Raw genomic sequence first — 20,167 nt, 5'->3', positions numbered from 1 at the left:
AAGGGTGTTTTTTTACTTAAAGTCGTGTATAATACTTAAGGTTATGAGGTAAATAAAATGAAAGATTTTTGGTTTGAATTAAAACATAGAGAAAAAGAAACCGGAGCACGCTATGGTATTTTACATACACCACATGGTGATGTAGAAACTCCTATGTTTATGCCTGTAGGAACACAAGCTACTGTTAAAGGTATATGGCCGGAGATGCTTCATCAGATGAAAAGTCAGGTTGTCCTTGCAAATACTTATCATTTATGGCTAAGACCGGGGGATGATGTAGTAAAAATGGCCGGAGGATTACATCAGTTCATGAATTATCACGGTCCTTTGCTTACAGACAGTGGCGGATTTCAAGTCTTTTCTCTTGGTAAAATGAGAAAGATTGAAGAAGAAGGTGTTTACTTCAGAAGTTATATTGACGGTTCAAAGCTCTTTCTATCACCGGAAAAATCTATTGAGATCCAAGAAAATCTGGGAGCAGATATTATTATGAGCTTTGATGAATGCGCTCCTTATCCATGCAGCTATGATTATATGAAGAGATCCGTAGAAAGAACATTAAGATGGGCTAAAAGAGGGCAGGATGCCCATCGGAAAGAGAATCAGGCTTTATTTGGAATTGTTCAAGGCGGTGAGTATGCTGATCTAAGAAAACTATCAGCAACAGCTCTCTCTGATATGGATTTTCCGGGATATTCAATTGGCGGTACCAGTGTAGGAGAACCGAAGGATGTCATGTACCAAATGATAGATGATAGTGTGAAATGGCTTCCTGATCATAAACCCAGGTATTTAATGGGTGTGGGAAATCCGATCGACTTAATCGAAGGAGCTATCAGAGGTATTGATATGTTTGACTGCGTTCTGCCAACAAGGGTAGCCAGACATGGTGCTTTAATGACTCATCAGGGAAGATTAAATATTAATAATGAAAAATATAAATATGACTTTACTCCTATTGATGAAAAATGTTCATGTTATGCATGTAAAAACTATACAAAAGCTTATATCAGACATCTGCATAAAGAAGATGAAATCTTTGGTAAATCTTTAATGTCTATTCATAATGTCCAATTCTTATTAGATTTATCAAAAGAGATCAGAGATGCTGTTAAAGAAGATCGGTTATTAGAATTTAAAAAGAAATTCTTAGATGAATATGGACATAATGTTTATGAAAGGGCCTTTTAATATGGATATAAATTTATTTGATTATTATCTTCCTGAAGAATTAATTGCTCAAACACCATTACTTAAAAGAGATACCAGCCGTTTAATGGTATTAAATAAAAAAACACAGACAATTGAACATAAGCATTTCTATGATATTATTGATTACTTAAAACCCGGTGATATTCTTGTCAGAAATAATACCAAAGTCATTCCGGCAAGATTATTCGGTACAAAAGAAATGACCCATGCTCATGTGGAAGTTTTATTACTTAAAAATCTTCATGATGATGTGTGGGAATGTTTATGCGGTAATGCCAAAACCATTAAGCATGATACTATAATCAGTTTTGGCGATGGTCGCTTAAAAGCTCAATGTATTGAAGTCAAGGATGAAGGAATCAGAGTCTTGGAAATGATTTATGAGGGAATTTTCTATGAAGTATTAGATCAATTAGGTATTATGCCTTTACCTCCTTATATTAAGGAAAAATTAAATGATCCTGATCGTTATAATACCGTTTACGCAAAAATAGAGGGCAGTGCCGCCGCTCCTACAGCCGGTTTACATTTTACCAAGGAACTCTTTTCAAAATGTAGAGATAAAGGAATAGAAGTACTTGATGTTACCTTACATGTAGGATTAGGAACATTCAGACCGGTTAAGACTGATAATATCCTAGAACATCATATGCATAGTGAATACTATGAGATAGATGAAAAGACTGCTGACAGGCTTAATAAAGCTAAAGATAATAATCACCGTATTATTGCGATTGGAACAACCAGCTGTCGTACATTAGAAGCAAATTACAGCAAATATGGATGCTTTAAAGCTGTTCATGAAAATACGGATATCTTTATCTATCCGGGATATACATTTAAAGCTATTGATTGTCTCATTACTAACTTCCATCTGCCAAAATCTACATTAATCATGTTAGTGAGTGCTTTGTCCTCAAGAGACTATATATTGAAAGCTTATCAGCAAGCCGTCAAAGAGAAATATCGTTTCTTCTCTTTTGGTGATGCAATGTTTATAGACAATGGAGAATAAGAATTATGATCTGATCATGCAGGAGGAATTGAAGAGTATTACCGGCAGACCTACTCTCTTGCTGCATGTATGCTGTGGTCCATGTTCATCAAACGTAATTAAAGAATTATCTGAATATTTTGATATAACTATCTATTACTCCAACTCCAATATTTATCCAACAGAAGAATATCAAAGACGCTTAAATGAGCTTTTAGCATTCATTCCTGAATTTAATAAAAACGAAAATAGACATATTACAGTTATTCCGGATAATTATGATAACTTAAGCTTCACATCCCATCTCTATCCTTTAAAAGACACCGGTGAAAGAGGATTAAGATGTAGGCTTTGTTACAATCTAAGAATGAGAAAAGCTTTTGATTATGCTAAGAGTCATGACTTTGATTACTGGACAACTGTACTCTCAGTTTCTCCTCATAAAATCTCTCGCTGGATCAATGAAATAGGTGATAGCCTAATGATGGATAAACCACGTTTTCTTCATTCTGACTTTAAAAAAAGGAACGGTTATTTAAAATCTACTCAAACAGCAGAAGCTTATCATATGTATAGACAAAACTATTGCGGCTGTCTCTTCTCTTATGAAGAAATGCTTGAAAGAGAATCTCATCAATCAAAAGATTAAAAGAGATTCTCTTTTTTAATAAAATTATGTTAATGTAATTAAAACTCAAACAATTCTTATTGCTTTTTTTCATCAATGGAATTATGATACAGATATATAAAGAAAGAAGGAATAAAATATGAAAAATTATGATGAAATTATTAAACAGGCACAGGATTCATACAATCGTTTCTTTAAACAGATGAATGAGCTTCCGGCAGAAGAAGAGATGAACGATGTCAAGATTGATACCGTAAAAATTAACAAAATTATTGAAAATGCTAAAACACAGGCAGAAGCTCATATGGTTAACTTAAGCAAGCTTAGAGAAGAGCTTGAGGATAAAGCCGAAGAAGCTGAAGCTAAAGTATTTCCAAAAGAACATCAAGAAATATCAAAAAAAGTCTCTTCTATGTATGATCAGTATCTGGATGCTCAAAAACGTTTATTTAACTTATCAGTCAAAGTCGCTAAAATTGTAGAAGAGAAAAAATAGTTATAGATTTCTCTTATATTTTCAACGCAAAGAAAAAAGGCTGTTATCTCCATAACAGCTTTTTATTATACATATTTTTTATATATCCCACAATATTTCTTATCAGTTAATAAAACAGTCTCCATAGATTCAAAAAACTCTTCTTCAAATTCAGTATTTCCGTCATGAATACACCACATTGTTTCATAACCGGTAAACATATAAGCAATACTATAATAAAGCCTTTTAGGATTCTCTTTATTATGTATTTCATTTCTGATCTGGGCATTTTTAATAAGTGATAGACATAATTGAGTTAGATTATCTCTTAAATCAAAACTTTTTTTATTATCTTTCAGATTCACAATCAAAAGCTGACCGAACAAATCTGAACCATATTGTTTTGTTTGAGAAATCAGCATAGAGAAAACAGCTATCAATTGTTCATAAGATGATTCCAAATCAAACAAACCATATATATTTGATAAGAGATCTTCAATAATATCATCATAAATAGTCATAATAAGATTCTCTTTAGAAGATATATAATTATAGAATGTCGGCTTTGTGATTGAACAGGCATTACATATATCATTGACAGTAACATTATTATAGCCCTTCTCTAAAAACAGGCTGATTGCTTTATTTCTAATTATTTCTTTTGTCATTATATTCACCTTTGTTTATTATACATAAATAATAAGATAAACACAAAAATAATCTCCTATTAAAAAAGATGAAGAAAAACTTTTCTTCATCTTCTCGTATTAAGATAACTTTCTTCTAATTAAGTAAGCTGCACATACCGATATGATGATCAGTACCATATAAATCAGAATATTCGTACGATCACCTGTATCTGTTTTCTTGTTCTGTTTCTTTTTAGTTTTCCCTATATCTTTTTCAGGCTTTGTTTCTGTAGTAATAACCTTATCTACAGCTTTAAATTTAACTGTAGCATACCCATCTTTTGAAACAATTATCAGCTGATGCATTCCTGTTTTTAAAGTCTTTGTATAAGAAGCCTTTAATGTTACTACAGTACTTCCGCTTGTAACTGTATAATTCTTTTTATCAATAATCTGATTATCTATAATAAGCTTATCAAAGTCTTTTAGCAAGGCTTCTGATCTGAAGACTGCCGTTTTCCCTCGTTCAACCTCATCAGGACTATTAAGCATCTTATAGATTTTACCCTTTTTAACTAAAGCTCTCTGTGCTTCTTTTAACTGTCTGATCATAGCCTTAATATCTTTTTCCTGATCGGCTGTGAGCTCTTTCTGTAATAATTTATTAGCTTTATTTAATAAATTATTTAAATGATTCCAAGAATCTTTTGTATAATCTTCCGGATTTAATTGTTTGATTGAATCAATTTCCTTTTCTAATTCAGAAGTATTCGCCTTCTTCACAAGGTCTAAATAAGCATGTTTTAACTGACCATATACTACAGATATATCTTTATCTTCAGTAATTGCTTTTAACGCTTTCTCTTTAGCTTCAGCAAATGCTTTATAAGAAGCTTTTGTATAAAGCTTTTCATCCGGTTTTAATGAATCAACATATTTCTTAAGATCTTCTTTACTATAGCCGTATTCTTTATCCGTTAAGGAAATGATTTCACTGATCATCGGAACAGCTTTATCTTTCCATACAATCTTTAATTTAAATACTCTTGCATATGGCACGTAGATTTCATTTAATGAATGATCCAGTTTTCCCAGATCTACCCATATTCGTTTTCCATTAAGCTCGACTAAAGCTTTTACTTGAGCATGAGTAATTGTTCCGTGCTGTACAATATTAAATCTCTTTACTTCTAAATCCTGAGATAATATATAAGTAATTTCACCGGCTTTATTACTGCCAGCCTTATAATAAGTTGATAAATCACCATCTACCATATTCTGAGGGGCATGACCCTGCTCTTCAATTGTGCTTGCCTTAAATGTAGGATCGTTTGATACAGGTACATATTCACCATCATTAATCACGATTTCATTAAAGGTAACAGCTCTGTTATTATTAGAAGCAGTCATTAGAATCTTAACATAACGTGCTTTTGTCGGATCAATTTTTCCCTCAGCATAAACCTTATTAGGATATCTCTGAGAAGTTTTATAGAGTCCTGAATTGATACAAGTTATATTAGCATCATTCAGGTTTTCTTTAGCATCACCGATAGAAACTACTTTCTTCCAATTCTTAAGATCATCAGAAACTAATATCTCGGCATCTCTAATATAATTAACAGCATTATCCTGACAATATAATCGTAATGTTTTAATAGTTCTTGTCTGCCCTAAATCATAAATAATCTCCTGACCTTTTTGTGGTAAATCAGCAAACTCAGTATACGTATCTACATTACCATCAAAGGCGGCATTATTATAACGTGAATCTTCACTTACACCCCAGCTGCTATTAATACCCATCGTTGTACTGTGAAGTTTCGGTGATTCTACTTCACGTGATTTAACAACCCATGAGTTTAATTTAAAACTGATATTTTTATTTGTCTTATTAATAATTCTAACATATCTTGCTTCAGCAATCTTTTTAGGATCTAATTTCTCCCAGTCATAATTATTCTTTGATAACTCAACTGTTAAATCATTAGAATCAGTCTTAATAGACACTTCTTTTAAATCTTTAATTCTATTTAAGTCAACACCTACATACTGATCTTTTCCTAATACCATCCGGTCTTTTGCTTTCACATTAGCCTTATCCAGTCTAACATATGCTTTAGCATTCGTCTTAGTATTAGAAATAATATTCTGTGATGTATATTCTGCATCTTCATCAAATTCATCCACAATAAAATCAGAGAATATAATCCATGAATTCTTATCCTGCTGATTAACTATTCTTAAATACTGAGCTTCAATACCTTCTAAATTCTCATCAATAGTATCTTTCTCATTTGTTTGACCGGTATATGATTTATATGTATGCCATGTATGTCCATCTTTAGAATATTCCAATGTATACTTAACAAACTTATCACCCTTATTACGATTACCGCCGACTACAATATGAACTTTTCCTACTTTAATGATTTTCTTAAAATTAAGACCGATATAATCACCTTTTTTAGCACTAGGATTTGTATTAAAATCAAAAGCAGTTGAAGGATTATTATCTAACAGATAGCTTTTACTTCCCTGATATATACTCCATCTGGAAGTATATTCAACATCAGGATTTAGCTTAGGCTTACTATTTGTTCCGGCATTAAACTCATAAAGCTTCCACCAGTACCCTTTGCTTTTATCATGTTCCTGAAGATTCAATTCCATATTTCTGACTCTTAATGCCTGAACCGTAATCTTTTTATCAGTCACATCCAGATTAACTACTGAATCCCCATTATAAGAAGCTAATTCCTTCCAGTCTTTTCCATTTTCTGTATATTCAAAGACATACTTTGTAACTTTATCAGTTCCGCTATCCTGTTTAAAATGAATCTGAGTCAGTAATTTCGGCTTTGAGAAATGAAGTGTTACACTTGCATCTTTAGGAATATAGTCCTGAATAGGTCCCGTCTTGTAAGGATATTCAGCCAGATGAGCATAGGAATTATCATCACCGTCAATAATAGAATTTATATCATATATACGTACTCCTACCTTATCTAAAGTAACAGTTGTTTTTTCCTGTGGTTCTTTGTCCTTTGGATTGATCACAATATCTCTGATACCAAGCCATGTATTACTCTTTTCTTGAGTTGCAATAACTCTTAGTCCTCTAACACTCTTTAAATTCAGATTCTCCAGCATAAGATCTTTAGGATTATCATATTCCTTATCAAGATCCTTCCAGTCATGTCCATTAATACTGTACTGTACCTTTACTTTAGAAAAAGTATCATTAGGATTCTGATTTCTTCCTAATCTGAATAAAGCACTGTTAATATCTATCGGCTTACTATATAAGACTCCCGCATATGTTCCCTTTTCAATCTTATTAGGACTGACATATGTTACCTCCGTATCCGGTTTATTATCAAAGATATTCTTAATTTCACCCTTAGGATCATCACTTCTGTTAGTAATAAATCTTTGTGTCTGGATTCCCGGATTAACAATATGAGAAACCTCAGCAGAAAGAAGAGCATCCAGTCGTTTCATAAACGGTGTAATATGAAGTCTTCCTACCTGAGCATATTCATAATAATTAATATAAAGAAATTTATGTTTTTTGGAATTTTCATACTCCTGTCTGCCTTTTGTAAATCTCTTCCATATTTCTTTATTTGAAAGCTTATCTTCTAAAGCAATAGCGGTATTTAAATAAGAAATAATAGATTCAGATGTATTATCCCAGCAATCAAGCCAGTATACAATCTGCTTGACAGTACGCTGATTTCCTCTGCTTCTCAATATTTTAGAAGCATTTTTTAATATAGTAAACTCTCTAACAAGCTCTTCCGCCTGTTTTTTAACTGACTTCCCTTTTGATAAATCACTTATAAAAGACTTCAATTTATCTTTTATATCAAACGATTCATCATTATATAGATAACGAGAGCTAAGCATATGTTTGCTTAATGCTCTATAAGCCTTAGAAGCTTCTGTTTCATACATATTACCATGATCAATATAAGTAAAAGAATCATTCCATACCTTTGTATATTTTGCACTATTCTTCCAGATATTCCATGCATAATCTGCATTTGTAAAGATTCCCTGCTTACTTGGCTCCGACTGCTGCATCGGATTAATCACAATACCGGATACAGTCTTAGGATCTACATCAGGATATAATACTTTTTCAGCACCGCCCATAATCAATGAATCTCTAGTTTGATCACTGCAAGGCCAATTTATCCACATATAGGCAGGTCTTCCTGAGTTTTTAAAGAATTTATCATTAAAGTCACGTCCAACATGACCCCATACCTGACCTCCCGTCTGAATAATGCTGACAGATTCAGGCAGATTTTTTAATGTTCTAATTTCATAAGAAGAGCCATCATGCATATAATCATTAGGACAGAAAATAGTATCCGTTTTTAATCCTTCATAAACCTTTGCTTTCTCTTTAAGCCATTGAGTTAAATCTTTCATTAATGTCACATAATGATTAGGATTATTTTCCGGAACACTCGCATCATCAGCTAAAATAGCAAACTGCTTGACACCATTTTTCATCAGCTGTTCAAATTTGGCTTTAATAATACCTAAATCATGCTGATACTGTCCATGAAAAGTAATTGCCTTATTCATAAATGGATGTAATGCATAAACATAATAACACTTACTCTTATTACCGGCTTCAGCCAGCTTTCTAATTTCAGAAAGCTCTGATTCAGTATATAATTCTCGCCATTTTTCATTGTGTTTCGGATCATTTTTTGGTGCATAAATATACTGATTCAGCTTATAATCTCCACCAAATCTCATTAATTCTGAGCGATCACTATTAGACCAGGGATTTCCATAATAGCCTTCAATAAATCCTCTTCCTTTAATATCCGCATAATCTTTAATTACCAGATTTCTAATCTGATTATTCCTTACCTGTGAAAAGATATGCTTTAAGCTTGTCAATCCTCTAAATGAAGCATCAGTATCCTTCCCGATTATACTGATTATATTGTCTTTAATACTTACAATATGAGCATCATTTTTAGAGAAAAATGATACATCATTAATCAGATTCTGTTCTTTAAAGTAAGCTTTAATCTGATCTTCTTCATTAAAAACACCTACCAGCAAGTTTGTCTTATCTTTGCTTAGGGAATCGGAGATCTCTACATTCTTACCTAAACTCTTAAGCACTTCCTGTGCTTTTGCTTTAGTATATTGATCAATTCCTTTTGCATAAACAACATTGACTGATGGTGTCAAATTTAAGGACTTGTCCTGATAAGATATATCCTGAGGCGTCGGATAGATCTTATAAGTGGTTCCTTCTGCTTTTACACTAATCATATGGAGGGAAGATAATGATAGTATAAAAGCAATGAAATACTTCAATACTTTGTTACCCATGACAGGTCTCCTTTCTTAGTCTCTCAAAGACATCTTGTGTTTATATGATAGCCCTTACACATTTATGTTGTCAATTCTTTTTTTAATAAAATCGATCCCATAAACATACATAAAAAACAGATGATTAAATCATCTGTTTTCATTCCTGTTATTTTGATTTTTTTCTTATTAAAACAATCATTCCTATTACTGATCCTATTACTAGAATGATCATTGCAAATATTGCTGTATGATCACCGGTCTGAGGTTTTACCTCTTTCTTTTCAGGTTTTATTTTATGCTTTTCTTTTATTTTCTTTTCAGTTTCCTTAATCTCTATTTTCTTAACCGTATATGTTACCTGAGGTATCGGAAAAACAAGAGCTTTCCCTGGTTTTTTGTTACTATCTATTGGATAAAGAATTGCTTTCTCATTTGTTTTAAATGTATATTCTCCCGGTTTTTCAGGAATAACTGTTAATTTCTCAAAATAAGTTAATTCAAGAAGATTATCTGCTTTTACACTTTCATTAACTTTTAATTCAATTTTTTCATTATCACCCGGTGTATAAATAAGTTCATATCTATATGTGTTGTCACTTCTTTTACCAAACCCATATCTATAATTGCTTATTCTTTCTTTATCCAAGACTGATGATCCTGATTTTATCTGAATCTTATTAAGATCATTGATAAAATCAAAATGCCTGCCGATAAAGTCTTCAACTCTGGAACCCTTAGAAATCATTGTAGTTACTTTATTCTCAAGCTCTGTAAATGATGTATCAAGTTCTCCACCCTTTAATAACTTAAGAAATTCTGAGCCATCAAAATCAGCAGCATTCTTATAATAAACATAAGTATTATATTTACTGTCAATCTGCTTATAAGTATCCCACGCATAAATAAAACCGGCTTCAATATTTGCGACCGCATCACTGCTTATCGGCATCACTTTGCGTCCTATATTCAAGTATGCGGAAGCAAAATTATATTCATACTCATACTTCTGAAAATCCTTATCATGTATTCTTTTCTCATTAAGATAAGCTTTTAATTTCTCAGCTGTATTCGCATTATAAAATTTTGGAGCAGTACTTTCAGTATTATAATCTCTGCTTTGGTATTCCCAGATACCGCCTTTCTTATCCGATCCATTAGAATAATGCTTACCTGTCTTAGGATTAATTTGATTCTTCGGATTACCAAAGGAACGTGTATAAGCCTTTGTATAATCTTTGTTCTTTGAATAAAGATAAGTTGCTCCATCAGAAATAAGAATCATATGCTTTCTTGAATCTGCTACAGTTTTATCATCTTCCAGCATCTTTTGGGCAGCTAATAAACCGGCGTGCATATTTGTCCCCATAGAAACTGATGAATTTAGAGCTTTAAGAATATCCTTATATCCCTTATCAGTACTTATATTCGTTAATTTCTGTTTAATATTTCCAATACTATTAAATAAAACAACACCAATCTTAACATCAAGATTCTTATCTTTTGCCTGATTCTTAATGTTTTTTAAAAACACTTTTGCCTGTGTATAAATATCATTTTGAGCAGACATTCCTGACTTATCCAATACAAAAACAATATCGGACCCTAATTTATCTTCCTTACCCGGAAATGATAATTTCACTTGTGTTTCCTTATTCGCATTTAATGATGAAGCTGTTTTAGCGGTAGAAATTGTATTCTTATTCGCCGCCTTTATATTAAATGTCGAACCTAACAATAATGTACTGCTTAGCAGTAATACAAAAATAAAATATAACTTTTTCATAAATACCCTTCCCTATATACTATATATCTATTTTATCATGCTTTTTTTAAGCAATCAATTACTTTAACGGAACGTATTAAATTATTGACAACGTTTTCATACAGTACTAATATTTACTTAGGTAAAGTGTAAATTAACTATGGTAAAGGAGAGATTATTATGACCAACACATTATTTGACAAAACTCAATTAGGGTCAATGACACTGAAAAATCGTATTTTTATGAGTCCAATGGGTACTACCGGAGAAGCCGACGGTGCTTACTGTATTGATGGTATTCATTATTTTGAAGAAAGAGCTAAAGGCGGTGCCGGTCTAATTATTACCGGAGCAAATGTTGTTTCTTCAAAATATGAGCCTCGTCCATGTACTGAATTATCTGATTTTCATCATGTTGAAAGATTGAATATGCTGATAGACAGATGCCATCATTATGGGGCTAAAGTATGTGTACAGTTATCACCGGGATTAGGAAGACAACAATTTACTGATCCTTTTACACCTCCATACAGTGCCGGTTCTGTTCCATCATTCTGGTTCAAAGATTTAATCTGTAAGCCATTCTCTGTAGAAGATATTCAATATCTTGTAGGAAGAATCGGTTATTCAGCATCACTTGCAATTAATGCCGGTGCTGATGCTGTTGAACTTCATGCTTATGGCGGATACTTATTAGATCAGTTTCATAGTCTTCAATGGAATAATAGAACTGACGAATATGGCGGTTCTTTAGAAAATAGAATGCGTTTTACATTAGAATGTATTGAAGCCATTAAAAAGAATACTCCAAAAGATTTTCCTATTCTGGTTAAGTTTACTCCTGTTCATAGAGTTGAAGGTTTTAGAACGATTGATGAAGGTATTGAAATGGCCAAAATATTGGAAAAAGCAGGTGTTACTGCTTTACATGTTGATACCGGATGTTATGAAGAATGGTATCAGGCTATTACTACTATTTATTCAAAAGAAGGATTTAAATTAGATGTTCAAAAAACTATCAAAGAGACTGTTTCTATTCCTGTATTAGGAGATGGAAAACTCTTTAATCCGGATCTTGCTAAAAAAGTTATTGCTGATAATACTCTAGATTATTTAGGCTTAGCCCATGAAATGTTGGCAGATCCATATTGGCCTAAAAAGATGCAAAGCGGACACACAGAAGATATTCGACCTTGTATTGGCTGTAATGAATGCCTGCTTTCAGGCTTCTCAGGAAAGCATTATTATTGTGCTGTTAATCCATTATGTTATGCCGAAAAAGAATATGCTCTGCCAAAAGAAAAGATTCATAAAAAAGTCTTAGTAATTGGTGGCGGTCCTGCCGGTATGCAGGCGGCTATAACTGCTAAAAGGAGAGGTTTTGATGTTACGTTAATGGAAAAAGAAAATCGTTTAGGTGGGACATTATGGGCAGCCGGCGGTCCGGACTTTAAGGCAGATGTTATTAAACTTATTAAATATATGGAAACACAATGCTATAAATTGGGAGTGGATATCAGATTGAATACTACAGCTACAACAAAGACTATCAAAGGGAACTATAATAAAGTTATCTTAGCATCAGGTGCTTCTCCATTTATTCCTCATATCAAAGGTATTGAACATACAATTTTAGCAAGTGACTATCTTACTCATAAAGTAAAAGCCGGTAAAGAAACTGTTGTGATTGGAGCCGGTCTAGCAGGCAGTGAATCAGCCTGTGATATTGCCGGTAAAGGCAATCATGTCACACTAATAGAAATGCTTCCTGATATCTTACTGGCTGCTAATCACTGCTTAAATAATGACCAGCATCTAAGAGATATGATTAAAGCCAGAAATATTGATTGTATCGCAAATGCAACTGTCACAAAAATTACACCAAAGAGTGTTACTTATATAAAAGATAATCAAACATATACAATTCCATGTGATACTGTCATTAATGCTGTAGGCTTTAAATCAAATAATGAACTAACAGGTTTCTTAGAAGAAAACTTCTCAGACGTAACAATCACAGGAGATGCGATTAAGCCGAGAAAGATTCTGGATGCTGTTCATGAAGGCTATCATGCAATTAGAGTTATGAATGATTCATTGTATGACTATTAATATATTTTAAAGAAATTCAAATATTTGAATTTCTTTTTTTATGCTTTCTTGATTATAAAAGTGAAATTAAGTATCATACAATTAGAAATATATAATAATAGAAAGGAGAGGGTTGAAATGGTTAATTATAATAATAAAAATAATACAAATAAAGTAATGCTTTAAATTAATCTGATCACAAAGAAAAAACATGTTTTTTGCCGGACTTAAATAGCAACTCAAATGGTAATGACTGCCGCACACAGATTAGGGGTAAAAAGATATACAAGTAATGGAAGCTTCAAAGCAGATATTCATGTTTTACGCAATGCGATTTTCTCAGGAGAAATGGAAATGGAGGCAGTCCGCATACCACAAAGCGGTAATTTTATAAAAATTCTATTAGTTCCTTGCTCAGGATTAAAAAATCAGCAATATTTATGCAGATTAGATAAGAGAGCTTTAAAGTAAAGAATGAAGGAGGCTAATCATGAAAAAACTACTGATAATCATATCATTATCTCTTATTATAGTCGGATGCCATAAATCTGATAATAATAAATGGAAAGCTATCCATGCAGGATATCTTAAAGGAGAAGATACTTTACCTTCAAAAGATAATAACAATGGCAAGAAACTAACAGAAAAGATTAATATATCTTCTCATAAAGATATTAATCTTACTATTAAAAATAATACAGAACATCATTTAGGATATAAGTTTCTTTATTCTAAGAATAAGGATATGAAAGATTATCAATATGCTTATCTTTTTATGACTTCTGTAACACTTCCTTTTACTGAATATAAACAGCATTTAATCAAAGATTATACTAAAGATTATATGAAATTAACTATCGAGGACTTAGAAAGCGGAACATACTATTATGAGATAAGATATGCAGATAATGATGCATCCAGAAAGAGTACTGACTATGCTTTTGGAAAGGGAAGTCTTACTATTGCTCATAATGATAGTTTTAAAGCCGATAAGACTTATAAAATATCAGATACTGTAACACTTCTTGTTGATAAGAATAAACATGCCAGATTAAGAGGTAAAGGAAAAGTAGGTGCTATTGATGCATCTAAAATAAAAGATATAGAAACTGTAGAATTAGAAAATGATGGAGAAAAAAGAAAATATGCGCATTTAAAATCTCTTACGATTGAAGAAGGTATTACTTCAATTATTGGCTTTGGATTCAGTACTATTGAAAAATTGGTTATGCCTGACAGCTTAATAAGCTGGGGAAGATATGCAAATAGTGTATTTGGTAATATCTATTTAAAAAGAATTATTTATGGAAAGAATCTTAAACTGCTTCATATGGGTTCATTATGCATAAGCAAGAAAATAGAAAATCTTTATATTCCTAAAGTCGAAAAAGTCATACCATCACGTCTTCCTCCTAATATTAAAAAATTTGAGTTTGCCGGAAAATTTTATGATCCGTCTGTTACAAAATATGTTATGCCTATAACCACAAATGAAAAGCTGGAAGAATTAATTATTGATAGTCCTATCACAAGCATTAATGATATTCCGGAAGAGGTAGAAGATGATAATAATACTAAAAATCATGATTATAGCCGAATAAAAGCGATTATTAATAGAACATCACAAACATATGAGACAACCAATGGTAAAGTGACATGGAAAAATAATAATATGACATATACAAAAACAATTCTTCCCGGAATTAATAAAAGTGAAACAAAGAAAGGAAAAGATCTTCATATCACTTATCATCTTAATGGTGGAAGCATTATAGGTAAACAAATTAATAGCTTTAAATCGGGAAGTAAAGTCACTTTGCCCCTAGCTAAAAAAGATGGCTGTTTATTTGTAGGATGGTATCAGCCAAATAGACAGGCAAACCATCTCAAAGAACCGTTAAGAATACTTGAGGAAGAAACAGAAGATATAACTTTAGAAGCAATATGGGCAGATATTAGAGTAACTTCTAATAAATCTTTAAATGTCACTGTCTTCAATATTCCTCATAGTTTCTTTGAATACTATCAATATATATTCTACTATTCTAAAAATAAGAATATGAAAGATGCTAAGATATTATCATTTTCTTTAGAAACGAATATCATAGAGGAAATAAAGAAATATAAGTCATTTACATGGAAAGAAAAAGATAGAACATCCTATTATACTAAAGATAAAATATCTGCACATGTAACTAATCTTAGTAAAGGAACATACTATTATCAGGTTAAAATAAATTATGATTTTATGTATGAAGATGATGAACATGATCAGGAGGAACCAATTACATCATATAATATCTTAGAGGGTCAATTTACTATACATTAAAAGGGAATCATTTGATTCCCTTTTAATATTAAATATCTTTATTCTTTAATTTATCTAAGAAGATCTTAATCTTTTCTACAGCTATCTTTAATTCCTCTAATGAATAAGCATAAGAAACTCTGATAAAGCCTTCCCCACTGTCACCAAAAGCATTACCCGGTACACAGGCTACCTTCTGATCTTTAAGCAATGCTTCACAGAAGCGTTCTGATGTTAATCCTGTAGACTCAATAGATGGAAATACATAAAATGCTCCTTGTGGCTTAAAGGTGTGAAGTCCCATATCATTAAACTCTTTAACAAGATAGTTTCTTCTTGCCATATAAGCATTTCTCATTTCTTCTACCTCATCATCACAATATTTTAATCCCTCTAATGCTCCATATTGTGCTGCTGTTGGTGCTGACATCATAATATACTGATGTATTTTAACCATAGCCGATGAAAGTATAGAATTAGATAAAAGATATCCCAGTCTCCACCCTGTCATTGCGAATGCTTTAGAGAATCCGCTAACCACAATAACCTGATCTTTAATTTCAGGAAATGAAGCTAATGAACAGAATTCATGTTCATAGCTTAATTCAGCATATATTTCATCACTAATCACAATTATTCCGGATTCTTTAATAATAGGCACAAGCTTCTTATAATCTTCTCTTGTCATAAATCCGCCTGTTGGATTAGATGGAAAATTAATAAGCATGAGTTTTGTATTTGGTGTAATAGCTGCTTTTAGCTTTTCAGGAGTCAATTTAAATTCATCTTTTTCTTCTAAATGAATTCTTACTGATTGACCTCCCGATAAAATAACTGACGGTTCATAAGCAACATATCCCGGATCTAAGATAATCATTTCTTCTCCCGGATTTAATAATGCTCTGACAGCTATATCAATTCCTTCTGATCCTCCAACTGTTACAATAACTTCTGAATTCGGATTATAATAAGCATTAAACTTATTATTATAATATTTACTTATTTCTTCTCTTAGCTCTATTAATCCTCTATTAGCTGTATAGAATGTTTTTCCTTTTTCAATAGAATAAATAGCTGCTTCTCTTATTTTCCATGGTGTTGTAAAATCCGGTTCTCCTACACCTAAAGAAACAACCCCTTCCATTTGACTGGCAAGATCAAAGAACTTTCTAATACCGGAAGGCTTAATAGTACGTGCTCTATCACTAATTGCTTTATTCAAGTCCATATTAAGGAGTCACCACCAGACGTGAAGATACCCCATCTTCATCTTCTACTAATACCGCCCCATTATTCTTATAAGACTTTAATACAAAAGTGGTTGCAGTTGCAGTTACTCCTGAAATAGGAGCAAGTTTAGATGCTACGAAATGTGCTACTTCCTGCATTGTATGACCTTTTACAATACATACAAAATCATACTTTCCGGATAATAAATACATTGTTTCTACCTCTTCATATTTATAAATACGTGAAGCAATACGTTCATATCCAAATTCTCTTTCCGGTACCGCTTTAATCTCAATTAAAGCTGTCACAATATCAGTATTTGTTTTATCCCAGTTAATGACTGTATGATATCCGCAAATAACTTTTTCCTTCTCTAATTCAGTAAGTCTATCTATTACTTTATCTTTAGGCTCATCAAGAACTGCTGCTAAATCTGTCATTTTTATACGTGCATTTTTCTGCATAACAGTCAGCAAAAGTTTATCTTCCATATATTATCCCCCTTGATTGCCTTCATTATAGTAGAATTGTATTCAATAGTAAATTAATATTTTTATTATTATTTATTAAACAATCTTTTTATTCTCATCATAGTTTTGTCTTTCTATTTATGATAATATTATAATAAAGAGAGGTGTTATATATATGTTATTTTATGCTGCAAGCTATGGTAAAGGAGATAGTAAGGGTATTTATATCTATGATATTAATAAAGATACAATGACATTATCTTTTAAGAATCATATTAAAACACCGGATTATCCTTCCTACCTTATTACTGACTCTAATCATTTATATGTATCTTATAAAAATTCAAGCAGTGCTAATGATGGAGGAGGGCTTGGTTCTTTTACAATTCATGAAGATCAACTGATTCTTAATAATAATTATTCATCCAGCGGCAGAAGCTATACTCATTTATGTATCAGTAAAGATAAAGAATATATCTTTGCTGCTAACTATCATGTTGGTGCAACAGCTTCTTATAAAGTGAATAATGCGATTATAGATCATAAAATAGGAGCAGTCAGACATAAAGGATTAGGTCCCGACTTATTAAAAAGACAGACCGGTCCTCATGTTCATAATGTCGGCTTTACTCCTGATCATAAATATTTATATGCGGTTGATTTAGGTGCTGATAAAGTTGTTCTTTATAATTATGATCAGGGAATACTTAAAGAAAATACGGAACATACTTTAAATATTACTCCAGGTAGCGGACCTCGTCATATGATCTTTTCTTGGGATGGGTGTTTTGCTTATTTAGTTAATGAAATCGCAAATAGTATTATGGTCTTTAAATACTCTCATGAAAGATTCCAGTTAATTCAGGATATAAGTACTATCCCTCATCATTTTAAAGGGTTTTCTGCTGCTTCAGCTATCAGATTAACACAAAGCGGTGAACATCTCTTTGTTTCTAATAGAGGTCATGACAGTATTGCAATGTATCGTGTCAATAAAAAATCAGGTAAGCTGGCTTTACTTTATATGGTTCATACCGGTAAGGAACCTAGAGACTTTAATATATTAGATGATAAATATCTAATTATCGGTGCTCAAAATGATAATAAATTACAAGTTATGAGTCTTGATGAAGAAAATGAAAAACTATTACTTACAGATAAAGAAATCGATTGTCCTTCACCTGTATGTATATGTTTTAATCAGTGAGGTATATTATGTTTAGAAAACTAAGAAGAAGTAAACAGAAATTATCTGATCAGGAAGTATTGGAACTTCTTCAGTCAGAAAAAAGAGGCGTACTTTCAATTATTGGTGAAAATGGTTATCCTTATGGTATCCCTTTAGATTTCTATTATAATAAGAATACAAATAAAATTTATTTTCATGGAGCTAAAGAAGGTCATAAAATAGACTCTATTAAAATAAATAATAAAGCCTGTTTTACCTTCTATAATCAAGGAGAACAGAGAGATGGTGACTGGTCATATTATGTTAAAAGTGTTATTGCCTTCGGTCATATTAATATTGTTGATGGGATAGATCAATTAAAAGAATTGGGATTAAAGTACTACCCTTCTCAAGAAGAAGTAGAAGAAGAAATAAAAAAAGCCGGTCCTCGTGTACAAATGCTTGAGTTCACTATCGAACATATAACAGGAAAAACAGTACATGAAAAGTAGCATCTAGATGCTACTTTTATTGTTTATTAATCTTTCTTCTTCCAATATAAATAAATAGATTCAATGATATACAAACAAGGAATATAAACATTATAATCAATCCAAAAAATCCATCAGTTATAATAGGATTAATCATAGTAAAATAAATAAAAGCTGTTGTATAAATAATATAAAGACCTAACCAGTATTTTAATTCTAATCTCTTTATAAGGGCAACAGATAAAATAATAATAGGTAATAATATAAAGAATACTCCTAGCATATTAGTTTACCTCAAAATCTCTAGGAAAACTTGTTGTATATCTTCTTTCAGTAATGTTTATATTATCTTTCTCTATAAACTTACTTTTAGTTAGTGGATTCAGAATATTAAATTTAGGATATTTACACTGAGTTTTATGAGAAGAAGTATGATAATATAAATAATCTCTTCCATTAGATTCAATCTTTCTATTAGTTGTATAATATGTAAGATTTTTCTTTATAGATTGAGCTAAGACCTGAGGCAGTGGCATAGATGCATATGATGAACTGCATGACAATTGAGTCTTTGCTACAGAATTCCATACTTTTGCAGCAAAATAAGAGCAATTTAAAGAAAATGTCCATCTGTCAAGATTGTTAATGGTTTTATTCATTTTATTAACATCACATCATCAAGCGAGTTTATCAAAGATTTGGAAGTCTTAACACATTTACCGTTAACCAATTACTATCTGACTGAACGACAGATCAAGCAAATATTCAATTATAAAATTTAAAAAAGAAACTGGAAAACGATCCTGATTTCCAATTTCCTTTTTTAACTATCACTATGTTTGAATGTTAGATTCAAAAGTCAGGTATCATAAATAACTTATTTTAACAATACATTTTCTTATTTTATGACTTTATTACTACATTTTTAATCTTATTAAGTCTAACTATATTATTTTATTAAATAGAAAAGGATTACATTTCTTGATATGTAATCCTTTTAATAATGCTAAGCATTCATTTTCTTTCTTGCAATAAGAACCATTCCAAGCAGTGATCCGATCATCATGATCAATTGCATCATAATGTCTGAATGATCTGATGTGTCAGGCTTCTTTGGTTTCTCCGGTTTATGACTGTTTTTAATGATGATATTTTTTGTGTCTTTATCATCTATTGTTGTCTCATAGCCCTTGACCTTGTCCTCAGTAACCGTATACCTGATCTCCTTGCCATTCTCGTATTTATCAAGAGCCTTCCATGTGTATGTCCAATTATTGTTTTTATCCAAAACAACATTGGCAACTTCTTTATCATTTGCATACAGACGTACTGTAATGCTTGCAGGTCTGATCTTATC

The 20,167-nt window shown here is 31.7% G+C and carries 16 protein-coding genes; 8 read left to right on the top strand and 8 right to left on the bottom strand.

Annotation, left to right across the window (positions count from 1 at the left end):
• Positions 1-57 precede the first annotated feature (57 nt).
• The 4 genes from tgt (at position 58) to HMPREF9943_RS00975 (ending at position 3,330) form a co-directional block, all read left to right on the top strand.
• Positions 58-1,191, top strand: a complete 1,134-nt coding sequence (gene tgt, locus HMPREF9943_RS00990; protein ID WP_004801207.1) for a tRNA guanosine(34) transglycosylase Tgt — start codon at positions 58-60, stop codon at positions 1,189-1,191.
• Between the two features lies 1 nt (position 1,192).
• Positions 1,193-2,227 carry a tRNA preQ1(34) S-adenosylmethionine ribosyltransferase-isomerase QueA gene (queA, locus tag HMPREF9943_RS00985; RefSeq protein WP_040402494.1) on the top strand — a complete coding sequence of 345 codons (1,035 nt, stop codon included), beginning with the start codon at positions 1,193-1,195 and terminating at the stop codon, positions 2,225-2,227.
• On the top strand, positions 2,217-2,855 hold the full coding sequence (locus tag HMPREF9943_RS00980) for an epoxyqueuosine reductase QueH (RefSeq protein ID WP_004801205.1): 639 nt from the start codon (positions 2,217-2,219) through the stop codon (positions 2,853-2,855). The genes queA and HMPREF9943_RS00980 overlap by 11 nt, the downstream gene beginning before the upstream one ends.
• A 118-nt stretch (positions 2,856-2,973) precedes the next feature.
• Positions 2,974-3,330: a hypothetical protein gene (locus HMPREF9943_RS00975; protein WP_004801204.1), complete on the top strand. Its 357-nt coding sequence runs from the start codon at positions 2,974-2,976 to the stop codon at positions 3,328-3,330.
• A 65-nt stretch (positions 3,331-3,395) separates the two neighbouring features.
• On the opposite strand, the gene HMPREF9943_RS00970 is transcribed toward HMPREF9943_RS00975, so the two are convergent.
• The 3 genes from HMPREF9943_RS00970 to HMPREF9943_RS00960 form a co-directional block, all read right to left on the bottom strand.
• Complete coding sequence (locus tag HMPREF9943_RS00970) at positions 3,396-3,977, bottom strand: TetR/AcrR family transcriptional regulator (protein ID WP_004801203.1); 582 nt, start codon at positions 3,975-3,977, stop codon at positions 3,396-3,398.
• Between the two features lie 99 nt (positions 3,978-4,076).
• Complete coding sequence (locus HMPREF9943_RS00965; RefSeq protein ID WP_004801202.1) at positions 4,077-9,308, bottom strand: beta-N-acetylglucosaminidase domain-containing protein; 5,232 nt, start codon at positions 9,306-9,308, stop codon at positions 4,077-4,079.
• A 148-nt stretch (positions 9,309-9,456) separates the two neighbouring features.
• Complete coding sequence (locus HMPREF9943_RS00960; RefSeq protein ID WP_004801201.1) at positions 9,457-11,073, bottom strand: vWA domain-containing protein; 1,617 nt, start codon at positions 11,071-11,073, stop codon at positions 9,457-9,459.
• A gap of 159 nt (positions 11,074-11,232) precedes the next feature.
• Between HMPREF9943_RS00960 and HMPREF9943_RS00955 the strand changes: the two genes are divergently transcribed.
• Together HMPREF9943_RS00955 and HMPREF9943_RS00950 are read left to right on the top strand one after the other, a co-directional pair.
• A complete protein-coding gene (locus HMPREF9943_RS00955) occupies positions 11,233-13,164 on the top strand; it encodes an NAD(P)/FAD-dependent oxidoreductase (RefSeq protein WP_004801200.1) in 1,932 nt (643 codons plus the stop codon).
• A gap of 469 nt (positions 13,165-13,633) precedes the next feature.
• A complete protein-coding gene (locus tag HMPREF9943_RS00950) occupies positions 13,634-15,472 on the top strand; it encodes a leucine-rich repeat domain-containing protein (RefSeq protein ID WP_004801199.1) in 1,839 nt (612 codons plus the stop codon).
• A 28-nt stretch (positions 15,473-15,500) separates the two neighbouring features.
• Here the strand turns inward: HMPREF9943_RS00950 and HMPREF9943_RS00945 are convergent, their stop codons facing one another.
• Both HMPREF9943_RS00945 and HMPREF9943_RS00940 read right to left on the bottom strand, forming a co-directional pair.
• A complete protein-coding gene (locus HMPREF9943_RS00945; protein ID WP_004801198.1) occupies positions 15,501-16,679 on the bottom strand; it encodes an aminotransferase class I/II-fold pyridoxal phosphate-dependent enzyme in 1,179 nt (392 codons plus the stop codon).
• 1 nt (position 16,680) lies between these two features.
• Positions 16,681-17,172, bottom strand: coding sequence for an Lrp/AsnC family transcriptional regulator (locus HMPREF9943_RS00940; protein ID WP_004801197.1), 492 nt, complete (start codon positions 17,170-17,172; stop codon positions 16,681-16,683).
• A 154-nt stretch (positions 17,173-17,326) separates the two neighbouring features.
• On the opposite strand from HMPREF9943_RS00940, the gene HMPREF9943_RS00935 reads away from it, so the two are divergent.
• Positions 17,327-18,358, top strand: coding sequence for a lactonase family protein (locus HMPREF9943_RS00935; RefSeq protein ID WP_004801196.1), 1,032 nt, complete (start codon positions 17,327-17,329; stop codon positions 18,356-18,358).
• Between the two features lie 8 nt (positions 18,359-18,366).
• The gene (locus HMPREF9943_RS00930) at positions 18,367-18,831 is read left to right on the top strand and encodes a pyridoxamine 5'-phosphate oxidase family protein (protein ID WP_004801195.1); all 465 of its coding nucleotides are present in this window, start codon (positions 18,367-18,369) and stop codon (positions 18,829-18,831) included.
• A 16-nt stretch (positions 18,832-18,847) separates the two neighbouring features.
• Here HMPREF9943_RS00930 and HMPREF9943_RS00925 read toward each other — a convergent pair whose 3' ends face one another.
• The 3 genes from HMPREF9943_RS00925 to HMPREF9943_RS00915 form a co-directional block, all read right to left on the bottom strand.
• Positions 18,848-19,093, bottom strand: coding sequence for a hypothetical protein (locus HMPREF9943_RS00925; protein ID WP_004801194.1), 246 nt, complete (start codon positions 19,091-19,093; stop codon positions 18,848-18,850).
• Between the two features lies 1 nt (position 19,094).
• On the bottom strand, positions 19,095-19,469 hold the full coding sequence (locus tag HMPREF9943_RS00920) for a hypothetical protein (protein ID WP_004801193.1): 375 nt from the start codon (positions 19,467-19,469) through the stop codon (positions 19,095-19,097).
• Between the two features lie 347 nt (positions 19,470-19,816).
• The coding region (locus HMPREF9943_RS00915; protein ID WP_004801192.1) for a Cna B-type domain-containing protein at positions 19,817-20,167 on the bottom strand (351 nt) is incomplete at its 5' end.

Source organism: Eggerthia catenaformis OT 569 = DSM 20559 (genome assembly GCF_000340375.1).
Lineage (GTDB): Bacteria > Bacillota_I > Bacilli_A > Erysipelotrichales > Coprobacillaceae > Eggerthia > Eggerthia catenaformis.
This window is presented reverse-complemented; position numbering and strand designations above follow the sequence as displayed.

Coding starts and splice junctions, on each gene's coding strand:
- HMPREF9943_RS00950 (WP_004801199.1), top strand. CDS start 13,634: ATGAAAAAACTACTGATAATCATATCATTATCTCTTATTATAGTCGGA.
- HMPREF9943_RS00925 (WP_004801194.1), bottom strand. CDS start 19,093: ATGCTAGGAGTATTCTTTATATTATTACCTATTATTATTTTATCTGTT.
- HMPREF9943_RS00930 (WP_004801195.1), top strand. CDS start 18,367: ATGTTTAGAAAACTAAGAAGAAGTAAACAGAAATTATCTGATCAGGAA.
- HMPREF9943_RS00945 (WP_004801198.1), bottom strand. CDS start 16,679: ATGGACTTGAATAAAGCAATTAGTGATAGAGCACGTACTATTAAGCCT.
- HMPREF9943_RS00980 (WP_004801205.1), top strand. CDS start 2,217: ATGGAGAATAAGAATTATGATCTGATCATGCAGGAGGAATTGAAGAGT.
- HMPREF9943_RS00955 (WP_004801200.1), top strand. CDS start 11,233: ATGACCAACACATTATTTGACAAAACTCAATTAGGGTCAATGACACTG.
- HMPREF9943_RS00935 (WP_004801196.1), top strand. CDS start 17,327: ATGTTATTTTATGCTGCAAGCTATGGTAAAGGAGATAGTAAGGGTATT.
- HMPREF9943_RS00970 (WP_004801203.1), bottom strand. CDS start 3,977: ATGACAAAAGAAATAATTAGAAATAAAGCAATCAGCCTGTTTTTAGAG.
- HMPREF9943_RS00965 (WP_004801202.1), bottom strand. CDS start 9,308: ATGGGTAACAAAGTATTGAAGTATTTCATTGCTTTTATACTATCATTA.
- tgt (WP_004801207.1), top strand. CDS start 58: ATGAAAGATTTTTGGTTTGAATTAAAACATAGAGAAAAAGAAACCGGA.
- HMPREF9943_RS00920 (WP_004801193.1), bottom strand. CDS start 19,469: ATGAATAAAACCATTAACAATCTTGACAGATGGACATTTTCTTTAAAT.
- queA (WP_040402494.1), top strand. CDS start 1,193: ATGGATATAAATTTATTTGATTATTATCTTCCTGAAGAATTAATTGCT.
- HMPREF9943_RS00960 (WP_004801201.1), bottom strand. CDS start 11,073: ATGAAAAAGTTATATTTTATTTTTGTATTACTGCTAAGCAGTACATTA.
- HMPREF9943_RS00940 (WP_004801197.1), bottom strand. CDS start 17,172: ATGGAAGATAAACTTTTGCTGACTGTTATGCAGAAAAATGCACGTATA.
- HMPREF9943_RS00975 (WP_004801204.1), top strand. CDS start 2,974: ATGAAAAATTATGATGAAATTATTAAACAGGCACAGGATTCATACAAT.